15 protein-coding genes and 1 other RNA gene are annotated in these 14,309 nt (G+C 45.5%); 10 read left to right on the forward strand and 6 right to left on the reverse strand.

From position 1 onward, the window contains the following. Window positions 1-38: 38 nt before the first annotated feature. From dnaX to AC27FN_RS03740, 5 genes are all read right to left on the reverse strand, one after another. Complete coding sequence (dnaX, locus tag AC27FN_RS03720) at window positions 39-1,997, reverse strand: DNA polymerase III subunit gamma/tau (protein WP_487166666.1); 1,959 nt, start codon at window positions 1,995-1,997, stop codon at window positions 39-41. Between the two features lie 109 nt (window positions 1,998-2,106). After that, an RNA gene (gene ffs / locus AC27FN_RS03725) (signal recognition particle sRNA small type) lies at window positions 2,107-2,193 on the reverse strand. A 59-nt stretch (window positions 2,194-2,252) separates the two neighbouring features. Continuing rightward, window positions 2,253-3,359, reverse strand: coding sequence for an acyltransferase family protein (locus AC27FN_RS03730; protein WP_487166667.1), 1,107 nt, complete (start codon window positions 3,357-3,359; stop codon window positions 2,253-2,255). 34 nt (window positions 3,360-3,393) lie between these two features. Then, the gene (locus tag AC27FN_RS03735) at window positions 3,394-3,906 is read right to left on the reverse strand and encodes a nucleoside deaminase (RefSeq protein WP_487166668.1); all 513 of its coding nucleotides are present in this window, start codon (window positions 3,904-3,906) and stop codon (window positions 3,394-3,396) included. Continuing rightward, complete coding sequence (locus AC27FN_RS03740) at window positions 3,903-4,517, reverse strand: class I SAM-dependent methyltransferase (protein WP_487166669.1); 615 nt, start codon at window positions 4,515-4,517, stop codon at window positions 3,903-3,905. Before AC27FN_RS03740 ends, AC27FN_RS03735 begins: the two co-directional genes overlap by 4 nt. A 224-nt stretch (window positions 4,518-4,741) precedes the next feature. Between AC27FN_RS03740 and nrdH the strand changes: the two genes are divergently transcribed. From nrdH to AC27FN_RS03790, 10 genes are all read left to right on the forward strand, one after another. Then, on the forward strand, window positions 4,742-4,975 hold the full coding sequence (gene nrdH / locus AC27FN_RS03745) for a glutaredoxin-like protein NrdH (RefSeq protein ID WP_407883264.1): 234 nt from the start codon (window positions 4,742-4,744) through the stop codon (window positions 4,973-4,975). 83 nt (window positions 4,976-5,058) lie between these two features. Further along, window positions 5,059-7,224 (forward strand): class 1b ribonucleoside-diphosphate reductase subunit alpha, encoded by a 2,166-nt coding sequence (gene nrdE, locus AC27FN_RS03750; protein ID WP_487166670.1) that lies wholly within the window; start codon window positions 5,059-5,061, stop codon window positions 7,222-7,224. A 46-nt stretch (window positions 7,225-7,270) separates the two neighbouring features. Then, complete coding sequence (gene nrdF / locus AC27FN_RS03755; protein ID WP_487166671.1) at window positions 7,271-8,230, forward strand: class 1b ribonucleoside-diphosphate reductase subunit beta; 960 nt, start codon at window positions 7,271-7,273, stop codon at window positions 8,228-8,230. Between the two features lie 191 nt (window positions 8,231-8,421). Beyond that, a complete protein-coding gene (locus AC27FN_RS03760; protein WP_487166672.1) occupies window positions 8,422-8,997 on the forward strand; it encodes an LOG family protein in 576 nt (191 codons plus the stop codon). A gap of 6 nt (window positions 8,998-9,003) precedes the next feature. Continuing rightward, window positions 9,004-9,579 (forward strand): VanZ family protein, encoded by a 576-nt coding sequence (locus AC27FN_RS03765; RefSeq protein ID WP_487166673.1) that lies wholly within the window; start codon window positions 9,004-9,006, stop codon window positions 9,577-9,579. Beyond that, a complete protein-coding gene (locus AC27FN_RS03770) occupies window positions 9,560-9,970 on the forward strand; it encodes a peptide deformylase (RefSeq protein ID WP_487166674.1) in 411 nt (136 codons plus the stop codon). Before AC27FN_RS03765 ends, AC27FN_RS03770 begins: the two co-directional genes overlap by 20 nt. A gap of 35 nt (window positions 9,971-10,005) precedes the next feature. Further along, entirely contained in the window at window positions 10,006-10,989 is a 984-nt protein-coding gene (locus AC27FN_RS03775) for a LacI family DNA-binding transcriptional regulator (RefSeq protein WP_487166675.1), read from the forward strand. 335 nt (window positions 10,990-11,324) lie between these two features. After that, window positions 11,325-12,197, forward strand: a complete 873-nt coding sequence (gene scrK, locus AC27FN_RS03780; RefSeq protein ID WP_487166676.1) for a fructokinase ScrK — start codon at window positions 11,325-11,327, stop codon at window positions 12,195-12,197. A 23-nt stretch (window positions 12,198-12,220) separates the two neighbouring features. Further along, a complete protein-coding gene (locus AC27FN_RS03785; protein WP_487166677.1) occupies window positions 12,221-12,973 on the forward strand; it encodes a DUF6198 family protein in 753 nt (250 codons plus the stop codon). A gap of 31 nt (window positions 12,974-13,004) precedes the next feature. After that, window positions 13,005-13,397, forward strand: a complete 393-nt coding sequence (locus AC27FN_RS03790; protein WP_487166678.1) for a VOC family protein — start codon at window positions 13,005-13,007, stop codon at window positions 13,395-13,397. A gap of 59 nt (window positions 13,398-13,456) precedes the next feature. Here the strand turns inward: AC27FN_RS03790 and rfbD are convergent, their stop codons facing one another. Then, window positions 13,457-14,293, reverse strand: coding sequence for a dTDP-4-dehydrorhamnose reductase (rfbD, locus tag AC27FN_RS03795; RefSeq protein ID WP_487166679.1), 837 nt, complete (start codon window positions 14,291-14,293; stop codon window positions 13,457-13,459). Window positions 14,294-14,309: the final 16 nt, after the last annotated feature.

Below are 14,309 nucleotides of genomic sequence, written 5' to 3' on the forward strand. Positions count from 1 at the left end.
AGTTGTTACCTCCATAAAGTGTTATTAACGATACTACCTTAATCATCTTTAACGGTCACGTTGTCGGCGCCAAAAATTGCTTGGGCTTTGGCAACAATATCATTCACTGGCTCACTAATACCATCATTGGCTGCATCAGTTAGCTGACCATGCTCAGAACTAGCAACATTTGGTGCAGTTTCCACCGAATCATCTGCTGAACTGATCGCTTGCGCCGTTGTAACAGCAGCCGACGCACTCACTGGATGGCTCACGTCGCTACCAGTTAATTCATCTTTGTGATCGGTTAAAAAATCCTTGCGAATCTGGGGCCACTGATCCTCTGGCACGAATAAAACTGCCGTCACTTCACCAGTCAACCGGTTAAGATCATCCTGCAAGGTTTGTCGAAGTTCATCATCATTGGCTGCTTTATCAAAGAAAAACGCATAGCTGAAGGAGACGATGACCCCTTCACCACTGGCGGCTACCGGCTTGGAGACATTCATCATCGCGCGCTGTGTGATTGGTAACATCCCCAACAGCTGATCCCAAACCTCCCGCATCGCATCTAGATCGCGCTTAGTCGCTGAGCGTAGTACTGGATAAATTTTAGCTAAGTTGACACCGCTGCCTTGATGGCTTGCTGTGGACGCTGGTTTAGTCTTAACCTGTCCAGCCGACTTAGCAGACCGTACTGGTGTCGAACTAGCCGTGCTTGGTTGTGTGCCATGAGTTGGCGCCGGTGTCGCTGTGGCCGTGCTGTTATCAGGAGTGACTTGACCAACTGTTGCCTTGACAGTTGGTTCACTTGTCAAATGTGCTAATTGCTGCTTAAGCACGGCGACCTGTTGTTGTAGGGCCACGACCGCCGCTGAATCAGTCGTCGATGCTACTGATGTCGCACTATCTGTAGCAGGGGCTGACTGAGTAACATGCGCGGTAATCTGTGCTAATTTTACCGTTAAAACTTCCAGATAGACATCCGGATGCGTGGTGAACCGTAATTGCGTCGAAACTTCATTTAACGCGTTGATCATTTGATAGAACACATCAGGGGCGGTTGACTGGCTCAATTGCTGAAAGGCTTCATTATTTCGATCACTGCCAGTCACCATCGCGGGCGCTTCTTGGTACAACAACAAATCGCGTACGTAACTAATTAAATCTTCAACAAAGCGCCCGGCGTCTTTCCCATCATCGAGAACTTTCTGCAATGCAGCTAACCCGGCGGTCGGATCGTGATCGACGACTTTGGTGACATAATCAGTCAACAGCGACTCAGTCACGCTGCCGGTCACTAACAAGGCGTTGGCGAGGGTAACGGTATTGTCACCAAAAGACAGTGCCTGATCCAAGATGCTCAAAGCGTCACGCATGCCACCCTCAGCGGCATTAGCGATCACCCGTAAGGCATCGGCTTCGTAACTCACTTGCTTCTGATCCAAAATAAACGTCATGCGGTCAATCGCTTCTTGAGCCGTGATCCGTTTAAAATCAAAGCGTTGCGTTCGCGAGATAATCGTTGCCGGAATTTTTTGCGGCTCGGTGGTGGCTAAGATAAAGATCACGTTAGCCGGCGGTTCCTCGAGTGTTTTCAATAAGGCATTGAAGGCACCGGTAGATAACATATGAACTTCATCAATAATGTAGATTTTATAGGTTGCTTGGGTTGGTGCATATTTTGCCTTATCCCGAATATCGCGAATTTCTTCGACACCATTATTAGAAGCTGCGTCAATTTCGATGACATCGTTTAAGGTGCCATCCGTAATTGCCTGACAAATCTCACAATGGTTGCACGGTTCCCCATCTTGCTGGTTGGGACAATTAATCGCCTTGGCAAAAATCTTCGCCGCTGACGTCTTCCCGGTTCCCCGCGGACCACAAAAAAGATAGGCGTGACTAGTCTGATTCGTCATAATGGCATTTTTTAAAGTTTGCGTAATGACTTGTTGACCAACAATTTCGTCAAATCGTTGCGGTCGCCACACGCGATAAAGTGCCTGATAGCTCATGCGATCCGTCTCCATTCTCCGATTAACCCAACAAAATTCTCTTAACAGTATACTGGTTTTTGACGCAAATAAAAAGCGTCCAGCCCGTGGCCAAACGCGTTAATGTCTTATAAACATGAAGCACAAACCGCCGCAGACTTAGTGCTGCTACCTTCCGGTCCTGACACAATTCGTGAGGGCGACCTTGCCTCATGGCCTTTCGGCAAAAACCATTGTATCATGTCTGAAAAAAAAAACAACTTTTCTAATAGACGTTCATTTCATAAATGCTTTCAAGAACAATCGTTGCCCAAAAACTGTCAATTTTTGAAGAATACTTAGTGTGGAAACTGTCAAAGCTGCCAACAATCGATTTATATTTAATGATTTAAAAATAGCTTGACGTAGAAAATCGATTAGCATTCCGATAGTAAAAATAACTAGAACGCATAATAAGCCATAAATCAAAATCAAAGGAGAATCTTGAAATCTTCGCATATTTACAATTTGGTGCCATAACGTATAACGAAATACTGGTGCCTCAGTAATTAGATACACTGCTAAAACACTAGAAGCTATTTTGTTAATACTTCGAGAATTCCTTTGAGGAAATTGCAAAACAAGTAAAAACAAGTTGGAAGCCAAAAGTGTTGCCAAAATGTCTGTTGTAAAGTGAGCTGCATGCCCGAAAGGAAAATGAACCATTAGCATCATCAAGACCGATAAAATATCTATCACATAGATCACGAAGATTGATAAAACTAATGCCTTTGTTTTTAGCTCACCTATGTGTTCTCTTTCAAAGCTAAAAAGTGCGCCGATCGAATAATTCCCTATTGCCAAAAATACGTTATTAATCAAACCGTTACCCATTAAGTCGAACACAAGCATGAAAATAACAACCAAGACGAAAAGATAGACATCACGCCTATTTAAAGAACGAAGTAAAAAATTTAGGAAAGGAGTTAAAAACATTAGAAAAATATATGCACTAATAAACCAGTAGGCATTCGTTGAAATTGGAAGTAGCGACTTAACAAGCTGAATAAAAGAGGCTCGACCCAAGCACCATAAAATTAATGTCACAGTAAATAAATAAAATACTGTTTCAAACCAAATACTCACAGCTTTCTGAGTGGATTTTCTTAACTGGTCAAGTATAGTCTCAAAACGCCTTATCATAAAATAACCAGTGATGATAAAAAAAGCCGCCGCCCCGGCTGGCCCCAAAGGATCAAAGGACAGAAATATAATTTTTTTAAAAATTCCGGTCCCCTCTAAATTCCAATTTCCAAATAGAGAAAAGTGAGATAGAACGATCATCACTATCGAAATAATTCGTAGTATCTCAATATTAGAATTTCTTGTCGCTTTAGTAGTCATATTTATTTCCTCCATAAATTAAAACATTCAACGTTTAATGTGATCGCGGCTTAGGCTGACCATGTCCCGCCCGAATTGCTCTAAAAAACGCTTGCATCAAACCACTAGCAGCTTCAGCCATGACGCCTTCATGGACCTCAACTTGATGGTTGAACCGCCCATCCTCCAGCAATTGGTAAAGCGAACGCACCGTTCCGGCTTTAGGGTCACGGGCGCCAAAATAGACCGCACCAACCCGCGCATTAATGATTGCGCCACTACACATCGGACATGGCTCAATGGTGACAAATAACTGACAGTCCGACAAACGCCACGTTTTTAACGTGTGATTGGCTTCACTGATGGCCATTATCTCAGCATGCAAAGTGGCATCTTGGGCATGCTCCCGCAAATTATACCCGCGACCAACGATTTGACCGTCGTGCATCACGACCGCGCCAATAGGAACTTCGCCCACACTACCGGCAATTCGTGCCTGTGTTAAAGCTTCCTGCATGCCAAAATCAATCTGGGCGTCTGTTAATTCAACATTTTCAGGATGACTCATCTTGCCGACTCCGTCAAAACTGACCGCAAGATATAGTAGCCTTTATCTTTTTTGACCACTTCACAATTACCAAACGTCCCAGCCATTAGTTTCTTTGCCGATGGCGCACCTTGCTTTTTTTGTAGGACCACCGTTAAAGCACCACCAACAATTAAATGATCCTGGGCACCCGTGATCATATCATCGACAATTTGCTTGCCGGCCCGCACTGGTGGATTCGTTAAAATCGCTGCGTACCGTTCGGTGACGGCTTCATACCGATCTGACGTAAAAATATGGGTATTGGTTAATTGATTCTGGACCGCATTTCGCTTGGCTAATGCTAGCGCACGCTCGTTAACATCAACTAAATCAAGTTGTCGCTCGGGGTAGGCCGCCGCCACCGCTAGCCCAATTGGGCCGTAACCACAGCCAAGATCTAAAACCTTACCTGACGGAACGTGGTCTAGATCAACGGTACTTAATAAAACGCGTGAACCATAGTCAACCGTGCGCTTTGAGAAAACCCCGTTGTCCGTAGTAAAGCGTAATTCGTGACCTAATAATTGAAAATTCCACGTCGCTTCGTGGTGGACTGTCTCCGGATTTGGCGTATAATAATGATTATTCATTGCTTGTCATTGACCTCATTTCTGATTTTATTTTACGGGATTGACGTTCACTTGCAACGCGAAAAAAAATTAAAATCAACCAGCCTTACTCGCACACCATATCTTGTGGTCATCTTCAAAAAGACGACACAAAATGTGGTGTTTTTAGTTGCATTTACGGTGGCAGACTTTATACTAATAGTCATCAAGAAGTAATTTACACCTGCAGAGAGGAAGTGGCCATTATGGCTAAAGTAACGGTTTTTACGAAGGATAATTGCATTCAATGTAAGATGACAAAGCGTTTCTTGACCGAACACAACGTGGAGTTTGAAGAACGTAATATTAATCAACACCCTGAATTAATCGACTACTTAAAGGGTCGCGGTTTCCAAGCAATGCCGGTGGTTGATGCGAATGGTTTAGATGCTGTCTCTGGTTTCCGACCAGACGTACTAGCTCGCCTCGCGACTGCCTAATCAAGACACAAGTCGTAATTTCTGGCGCACGTGATCGTTGCGTGCGTCTTTTCTTTTAACAAAAATCTGGAGGCGTGGCTGGCATGGCTTTAAAAGACTTAACTGATGTGACTTATTACGACCTAAATAATGAGATTAATATTCCGGTGAACGGGCAAATTCAGCTCGACAAGGACCAACAAGCCCTCGATGCATTCATCAATGAAAACGTCAAACCAAATACAATGACGTTCGGTTCGTTGCGAGAACGTTTCGACTATCTACTGGATCATGAATACATCGAACGAGACTTCTTCGAAAAATACGACTTTACCTTTATCGAAAAGTTATATGACTACTTACGCGCACAAAATTTCCACTTCAAGACTTTTATGGCCGCTTATAAATATTATGCGCAATACACGTTACGGACCAATGATAACCAGATCTATTTAGAAAATTTCATTGATCGAGTTGCGATGAATGCCCTTTTCTTTGCAGACGGCGATGAGCAACTAGCCATGGATTTGGCCGACGAAATCATTCATCAACGTTACCAACCGGCCACCCCTAGTTTCCTAAACGCCGGTCGGGCCCGACGCGGTGAGTTGGTCTCGTGTTTTGTCCTATCTCTAACCGATGACATGAACTCAATCGGCCGGGGCATCAACTCTGCGCTTCAGTTGTCTCGGATTGGTGGCGGGGTTGGCATCAACTTGTCAAACTTACGAGAAGCTGGCGCCTCCATCAAAGGCATCGCTAATGCTGCTTCAGGCGTCGTCCCAGTCATGAAGTTGCTGGAGGATTCATTTTCCTATTCGAATCAATTAGGGCAACGCCAAGGTGCCGGGGTCGCTTATTTGTCCGTCTTCCATCCTGACATCATCGGCTTTTTAGGAACGAAGAAAGAAAATGCTGACGAAAAAGTGCGGGTCAAGACACTCTCGCTAGGGGTTACGATTCCGGATAAGTTCTATCAGTTAGTCGCTGACGATGCCGACATGTACCTCTTTTCACCGCAAAGTGTCGAAAAAGAGTATGGCACACCATTCTCTTATGTCGATATCACCAAAGAATACGACAACCTGGTGGCCAACCCAAACATTAACAAAAAGAAAATTCGCGCTCGAACTTTGGAAACAGAAATCAGTAAGTTACAACAAGAATCTGGCTATCCATACGTGGTTAACATTGACACGGCTAACATGCACAACCCGATTGATGGCAAAATCATCATGAGTAACTTGTGTTCTGAAATTCTCCAAGTAATGACGCCTTCAACCCTAAATAACAAGCAAGAATATGAAGTTTTGGGTAAAGATGTTAGTTGTAATCTTGGTTCTACTAACATCGTTAATTTGATGGCTTCACCTGACTTCGGTCACTCCGTTGAAGCGATGGTTCGCGCCCTCACCTACGTCACTGATCATAGTGATATTGATGTGGTGCCTAGTGTACAATATGGCAACGAGCAGAGTCATGCGATTGGTTTGGGCGCTATGGGATTACACGCTTACTTTGCCAAAAATCATATGCAATATGGGGATGAAGATGCCTTGGATTTCACCAAAGTTTACTTCATGCTGCTTAACTATTGGTCACTAAAAGCCTCCAACAAAATTGCTGCTCAACGTCATCAGACCTTTGGTGGTTTTGAAAAATCCGATTACGCAAATGGCAGTTACTTTGACAAGTACGTCAGTGAGGATTGGGGCCCTAGCCGCCAAAAAGTTGCCAAGCTATTTGACGGGATCTTCATTCCCACTAAGGCCGATTGGGCTGCGCTAAAAGAAGCGGTTATGACGGACGGTTTGTATCACCAAAACCGCATGGCAATCGCACCAAATGGTTCCATTTCTTACATTAATGACACGACAGCCAGTCTAAATCCGATCGTAAACCGCATCGAAGAACGACAAGAAAAGAAGATCGGTAAGATTTATTACCCAGCTCCATATCTTTCTAATGACACGATGCCATATTACAAATCTGCTTATGACATTGATATGCGAAAAGTCATTGATGTGTACGCCACCGCACAAGAACACATCGATCAAGGCATGGCCTTAACCTTGTTTATGCGATCAACCATTCCAGCCGGCCTATACGATTGGAAAGCTGGTCGCACCGATAAAATGACCACGCGGGATCTTAACATTCTTCGTTACTACGCTTGGAAAAAAGGTTGTAAGTCGGTTTACTATGTCCGGACATTCACGGATAATGATGGTGAAGTCGGCGCTAACGAATGCGAAAGTTGCAGTATCTAAAAGTTAATCCAACTTAAACAACTGCCAGCGAGTAAGGAGAGTTTTTATGGAAAACGGTTATTACAAGGCCATTAACTGGAATCAAGTCTCAGATGAAATTGACAAAGCAACCTGGGAGAAGTTAACTGAACAATTTTGGTTAGACACACGGATCCCTGTTTCTAATGATATGGACGACTGGCGCACCTTAGATGACGATCATAAATGGGTCGTCGGGCACGTCTTTGGTGGCTTAACCTTGTTAGATACCTTGCAGTCTCAAGATGGGATGGCTGCCTTGCGTCGTGACGTGCGAACGCCTCACGAAACGGCGGTCTTAAACAACATTCAATTCATGGAATCCGTCCATGCTAAGAGTTATTCCACGATCTTCGAAACACTGAACACGCCTGATGAAATTGATGAGATTTTCGATTGGAGTGATTCGGAAGACCTGTTGCAAAACAAGGCCAAACGGATCTACACGTTGTATCACGATGACGAAAATCCGCTGAAGAAAAAGATTTCCAGTGTCTTCTTGGAAACATTCTTATTCTATTCCGGCTTTTACACACCGTTGTACTACCTCGGCCACAACAAGCTAAACAATGTGGCGGAAATCATTAAATTGATTTTGCGGGATGAATCCGTGCATGGTACTTACATCGGCTATAAATTCCAGTTAGCCATGAAAGACCTAACTGACAACCAACAGCAAGAACTCAAGGATTGGATGTACGACTTTTTGTACTATCTTTATGACAACGAAGAAAAGTACACCCACCTAGTTTACGATCGAGTTGGCTGGGCCGATGACGTCTTAAAGTTCATCCGTTACAACGCCAATAAAGCGTTGATGAATTTAGGCCAGGAGCCACTCTTCCCTGAAGGCGCCGAGGATGTCAATCCCGTCGTCATGAATGGGATCTCCACTTCCACCTCCAACCATGACTTCTTCAGTCAAGTCGGTAACGGTTACCGACTCGGAAACGTTGAAGCGATGGACGATAACGACTACAAAATCTAAGAACGGTATCAAATAGGCGCCCAGGCTTGCTCCTATAGTGAGCAGTCTGGGCGCCTATTTATAATGAAAAAATTGGTCTCATACCACATGTGTTTCGTTAAAATTCATTATCCTGTTTACTTTGTTATCTCATCTGTACAAATCACCATGGTATACTAATCCACAGAAGTTTTTAACGGAGGTGTCGACCCATGACAAAAATCAATTCACTCTGCGTCTTCTGTGGTTCACTACCTGGCAACCACCCAGAATACGCCGTGCAAGCAGCGTTGCTGGGTGGTTATTTAGCGGACCATCATATTCGCCTAGTCTATGGCGGATCATCTGATGGGTTAATGGGCACGGTTGCCAACGCAACCATCGATGCCGGCGGGCGGGTAACTGGGATCATGCCACGTTTTCTTAAAAAAATCAGCACCGAAAGTAATAACCTCACCGACTTGGTCGAAGTGGGCACCATGGATGAGCGCAAAGAAAAAATGCTAGAACTCTCTGACGCGTTTATCGTCTTACCAGGTGGCTTTGGCACCTTTGAAGAGCTAGGCACCATGTTGTCGTGGAGTAAAATTGATATTCATACCAAGCCCATTGCGCTGTTTAACATCGATCACTTCTATGATTCACTATGGCAATGGTTTGTCGATGCGGCCGAAGCGCAGTTCTTACCCGTTAGCGATTTAAAACTGATGGTCAACGCCGGCTCCATCGACCAGATTTTCGAGTACTTTGCCACGTTTAAACACGTGACGATGATGTCCCACGCGTGATTGCCCATGTCACTAATAATTAAATTTATCCCGCTAATCTTAATCCTCACCAGCTTTCAAATTTGGTTCATGCCATACTTACAAAAACTATCAAAAGCAAACGGCTGGCAAAAAATCACCCTCATCTCAGCTAATATCTATGCTTGGTGTGGATTAACCTTAGTCTTTATGCCAGCGCTATTTCCGTTATCCTTTAGCCACTTTCATTATGCCTACCACATGATTGGTCAGGCAATTGTAATCACTCGGCCCTATCAAACGATTGACAGTCAACAAATCTTTAATGTCCTGATGACGTTTCCTGCCGGTGTGTATCTGCAGCTCTTTGGCGCTCGGCGTCTTCGCTTGCAGCAGGTTCTTGCCATTGGGTTAGCTCTAGGGCTAACTAATGAGGCTGGTCAATTTATCCTCGATCAGCTGGTCAATCTTGGTCGCTCCGTGGCGCTTGATGACCTGCTAAACAATACCCTAGGCGTGGTGCTTGGTTGCTACTCACTAACATTACTGCCGACTGTGCGCCACATTTTTCAATTACCACATTCCCTTATTCAACGAGGACACCATGATTCAACCAATCAATAAAAATCCATTAACCTTATCTCAAACTGCAGCAGTAGCCACGCTTGCTGACCACCAAGCCGTCACCGATCTAGTCGACACTCTGCGCGCTCACCAAAATGAAGCAGTCGGTATGGCGGCCAATATGATTGGCGTCAATCGACGGATCATCGCCATCTACCTAGGACCATTAGTACTGCCACTGATTAATCCAGTCATCACCGCCCAGGCAGGTGCTTACACCACGACCGAGGGCTGTTTGTCTTGGCCGGGCCAGCGGCAAACCAACCGCTATCAAACGATTACAGTTGACTACTTAGACACTCACTTTACAGCGCACACCCAGACGTTCACTGACTTAGCCGCTCAAATTATTCAACACGAAGTGGATCATTGCGCTGGCATCGCGATTTAAGCCGGTTTATCGTTCATCCAAAAGGAGTTCCTGTTATGACGCAACGAGTCACCATCGCTGATCTTGCGAAACGAACTGGCCTGGCATCATCGACTATTTCACGCGCACTGCGCGATAGTCCACGCGTCAAGTTAGCGACTCGTCGGCGCGTGCAGCAGCTCGCCAGCGAACTAAATTTCCACCCCAATACGCTGGCCCAAAGTATGCGTAATCAGCGCACAGCCGCAATCGGCGTGGTCGTCAGCAACATCTTGAATCCGTATTTCACCGAGTTGTTGCGAGGCATTAGTGATGAATTGGGCCAAGTTGGTGATCATTTAATCCTATTTAATACGGATGAACAAGCCAGCAAGGAAACTAACGTGCTAAAGGCGTTAACCGGACAAATGGTTGACGGGTTAATCGTCGCTAGCACTGGCGGCATTGACAATTACGAGGTCCTCACGGAAACAACGCCAACAGTTTTTGTTGATCGCATCCCCAACGCTGCCAGCATCAATCACTATGATGCGATTTTAACGGATAATCCAACCGCGACGGCCGGGTTGACACAACGTTTGCTGGACAGCGGTGCTCACAAGATTGGTTTCCTTGGTGGCCACGTGACGTTTTCCGCTAACGAACGTTTAACCGGTTACCAACAAGCATTATTGGCTAACCAGTTGCCAGCAACGCGTAACTTAGTTCGGTATACGGACTATACCCCAGCTAGCACTGCCCACGCGGTCCATGAATTGCAGCAACAAGCGCGTATCGATAGCCTACTGGTGACGGACACCGTTATTTTGGCGCAAGTCTTAACGACCTTGCGCGCTACAACTGAGCCAATTGCTTTAAAATTAGCGACTTTTGATTACTTGCCATGGTTTGATTTTTTACAAGTTCCCTTAGTGGCGGCCCAACAAGCCACTTATCAGATGGGACACGCGGCAGTCACCACACTGATGCAGCGCATCGCGCACCCTGACGCGCCAATCACGCTGACACGCTTTCCGGTAACTTATCATCAAAATTTCTAATGTAATGGCCAAATAGGGCTCAAGAAAGCGGTTTTGATCACCGCTTTCTAGAGCCTTTTTTCGGTCGTCATGAAACTAAGACCTGGTTTTCACAAATATCGGCTGTTTTCAAAGACAATCGATTGTCCTCTGGATTTTGTGCGGATGGCTATTTTCAAGAAAAAGTTTAAGCTGCCATTCAAGCCGATGAGACTGGGATTTAAGTCCCTTTTCCACTAAACAGGAAAAACTGACTTTTACGCAAAATTGGATTGTTGCAAGCCATCCTGCCAGTTAAGATGAACTCATGTAAGCGTTTACTCAACGTTAATTTCAGATCATGAAAGGAACACATTATGTTATTAGGCAGTATTGAGGCCGGCGGTACGAAATTTGTTTGTGCAATCGGTGATGAAAATTATCGGACACAAGATCAAGTTAGTTTCCCCACCACTACTCCAACAGAAACCTTGCAACACTGCATCGACTACTTTAAATCATTCGACATTCAGGCGCTGACGATTGCCTCGTTTGGTCCAATTGAATTACGACGACACGATCCAAAATTTGGCTATATCACCAATACGCCCAAACCCGGCTGGGCAGATACTGACTTTGTTGGCGCCTTGAAACAAGCTTTCGATCTCCCCATTTATTGGACAACCGATGTAAATGGTTCCGCTTATGGCGAATATGTGATGACCACCCTCACTAATGAACGTATTAACTCGCTGGTCTATTACACCATTGGTACAGGTGTTGGCGCTGGTGCCATCATTAATGGCGACTTTGTTGGCGAACTCGGGCACCCTGAAATGGGCCACGTCTTGCTTAAACGACATCCGGATGATCTGGATTTTGCCGGCATCTGTCCATTTCACGGCGACTGTCTGGAAGGCCTCGTCGCTGGGCCAACGTTTGAAGCACGCACCGGTCGCAAAGGTCAAGATGTGCCCTTGACCGATCCAGTGTGGGACATCATGGCTTACTATGTCGCCCAAGCGGCCATTCAAACGACATTGACGCTGCGTCCCGGTAAGATCGTCTTCGGTGGTGGCGTCGTCAGTGAACCCTTCCTCGACAAAGTCCGTACGCAATTCACTGACCTATTAAATGATTACGTTGCCGTTGGCGACCTCCATGATTATCTGACCATGCCTGCCATCAAACACAACGGGTCAGCCACGTTGGGCAACTTTGCCTTAGCGCTGCGTGAATACCAAGCCTAACGATGATGAAGGAGGAAATGCTCATGTCATCAAGCTCACCCCGGACGATTTCAATGCCCAAAGCGATTGGCTTCTTTATCCTATCACTAGTGATTAATTCAGCCGGAAATGTGCTCACTTTGGTCACAACCGCTAAAATTCACCCCTCCTTTTTAGGTTCTGCTTACTGGACCGCCGCCGAAGCTAACTTAGGCCACGCGATTCACTGGAATCTGTTCTGGGCCTTTCTCATCTTCGGCATGCTCATTACCGTGCTCAATGCCATTTTAGTTGGTCACTGGGAATGGCGCCGGGCAGTGGGTAATTTGATCTTTATGGTGCCGTTCTCGGCACTGATTCAAGTCTTTGCCGATTTCTTCAGTGGCAATGACCCACAATTATTTGCGGGCCTGCCGATGGCTCATGGTTCACTAATGGTCGGTTTATACATCATCCTAAACTTCCTTGGTGTGGTACTCATTGCCATGGCGATTTCGATTTATCAACGCGTTAATCTAGTCCTCCATCCAGCCGATGACTTGATGCAGATTTTACGGTTTAAGTACTGCCACGGTAATGCCACTGTCGCTATGTGGATGTCTTACATTCCTCCGACCTTGATGGCGATGCTCGCCTTTGCGATCACCCGTCAATTTACCAATTTTGGCATCGGCACCTTATTTGCCTTCTTATTTCAAGGCGGTTTGACTGGCATCGCTGACCGCCTAATCTTTCCTCGTTTGACGCACCAAGCCGTTGACATTGGTGTTTCAGACCCCAGTCACGCCACAATTTAATTCATTTTAACGCTGAAAGGAAGTCACATTTATGAGTCTCACAGCTTATGTTGACGATGTTCAACACATCGGTATCCCCACCACAGATTTAGCTCAATCAATCGCCTTTTGGAACAGCTTAGGTTTCACCAAAGTCGGCCAATTCAAAAATGGTGAGGGCCAAGTCGCTTTCATGCGGCTCAATCACCTCACCATCGAAACTTGGACGCTGGCTGAAACCCCGATGCGGCCTGGCGCCATCAACCACATCTCATTAAACACCACTGATGCGGATAAGACATTCACCGAGGTCAAAGCTGCCGGATTCAAGTTGATTGATCAACACGTCCAAAGTTTGCCCTTTTGGGAGCATGGGATTAAATACTTCAATATCGAAGGGCCTAATGGAGAGATCGTTGAGTTTTGTGAAATTGTAAAGGGATAAAAAATCAGAAAATGGCGTCAATCCACACATCTCGTGGTGATTGACGCCATTTTAGATTGTTAATCGCGATTCAAAAACTGCTGTAAAGCTTCCTGCCAACTAATAATCTTAAATCCGGTTGCTTCACTCTTCTGCAAGCTCATCACCGAATGTCGCGGCCGATAAGCTTTTTGCGGGAATTCATCGGAAGTGACTGGTTGGACGTCCACGTCAGTATCTTGCAGAATTTCTTTTGCAAAGTCATACCACGTTGCAGTCCCCTCATTGCTCAGTTGGTATAAACCTAAGTTAACCTGTTGATCAACTAAGTAAGTCATGAACTCGGCCAACGTCCGCGTCCAGGTTGGTCGACCGATCTGATCATTAACGACCGTTAGCTTGGGATGCGTTTGTGCAAGTCGCTGCATCGTATAGACAAAGTTGTTACCAAACTCGCCAAAGACCCAACTGGTGCGGATGATATAGGCATCAACGCCACTCTTTTGAACCGCCCATTCACCAGCTAATTTAGCGCGACCATACGCATTGCGCGGGTTTACCGCCGACGTCTCTAAATACTCAGCCTCACTGGTTCCGTCAAATACGTAATCCGTCGAAATGTAAACTAACTTAGCTTGTACACTAGCTGCTGCATCAGCCAAGTTAGCGGTTCCCATGGCATTGACATCCCAGTTCACAGCTTGACCTTCATCCTCAGCCAAATCCACTTTGGTATAAGCAGCCGCGTCGTAGATCACATCCGGCTGTAGCTTAGTCACTGTGGCAAAAACTTGCTGTCGGTCAGTGATATCTAAAGCCTTGGAATCTAACGCTGTAAACGTTTGACCACGCTGTTTTAACAGCTGTTGTAATTCTTGGCCAAGTTGCCCATTGGCGCCAACAATTAAAACTTTCATCTTAAAGTTTCTCCTC

This window comes from Furfurilactobacillus sp. W61-4 (genome assembly GCF_057545565.1).

Bases quoted from the DNA above. Each gene is read 5' to 3' on its own strand.
- dnaX (WP_487166666.1), bottom strand. From the start codon at position 1,997: ATGAGCTATCAGGCACTTTATCGCGTGTGGCGACCGCAACGATTTGAC.
- AC27FN_RS03730 (WP_487166667.1), bottom strand. From the start codon at position 3,359: ATGACTACTAAAGCGACAAGAAATTCTAATATTGAGATACTACGAATT.
- AC27FN_RS03735 (WP_487166668.1), bottom strand. From the start codon at position 3,906: ATGAGTCATCCTGAAAATGTTGAATTAACAGACGCCCAGATTGATTTT.
- AC27FN_RS03740 (WP_487166669.1), bottom strand. From the start codon at position 4,517: ATGAATAATCATTATTATACGCCAAATCCGGAGACAGTCCACCACGAA.
- nrdH (WP_407883264.1), top strand. From the start codon at position 4,742: ATGGCTAAAGTAACGGTTTTTACGAAGGATAATTGCATTCAATGTAAG.
- nrdE (WP_487166670.1), top strand. From the start codon at position 5,059: ATGGCTTTAAAAGACTTAACTGATGTGACTTATTACGACCTAAATAAT.
- nrdF (WP_487166671.1), top strand. From the start codon at position 7,271: ATGGAAAACGGTTATTACAAGGCCATTAACTGGAATCAAGTCTCAGAT.
- AC27FN_RS03760 (WP_487166672.1), top strand. From the start codon at position 8,422: ATGACAAAAATCAATTCACTCTGCGTCTTCTGTGGTTCACTACCTGGC.
- AC27FN_RS03765 (WP_487166673.1), top strand. From the start codon at position 9,004: ATGTCACTAATAATTAAATTTATCCCGCTAATCTTAATCCTCACCAGC.
- AC27FN_RS03770 (WP_487166674.1), top strand. From the start codon at position 9,560: ATGATTCAACCAATCAATAAAAATCCATTAACCTTATCTCAAACTGCA.
- AC27FN_RS03775 (WP_487166675.1), top strand. From the start codon at position 10,006: ATGACGCAACGAGTCACCATCGCTGATCTTGCGAAACGAACTGGCCTG.
- scrK (WP_487166676.1), top strand. From the start codon at position 11,325: ATGTTATTAGGCAGTATTGAGGCCGGCGGTACGAAATTTGTTTGTGCA.
- AC27FN_RS03785 (WP_487166677.1), top strand. From the start codon at position 12,221: ATGTCATCAAGCTCACCCCGGACGATTTCAATGCCCAAAGCGATTGGC.
- AC27FN_RS03790 (WP_487166678.1), top strand. From the start codon at position 13,005: ATGAGTCTCACAGCTTATGTTGACGATGTTCAACACATCGGTATCCCC.
- rfbD (WP_487166679.1), bottom strand. From the start codon at position 14,293: ATGAAAGTTTTAATTGTTGGCGCCAATGGGCAACTTGGCCAAGAATTA.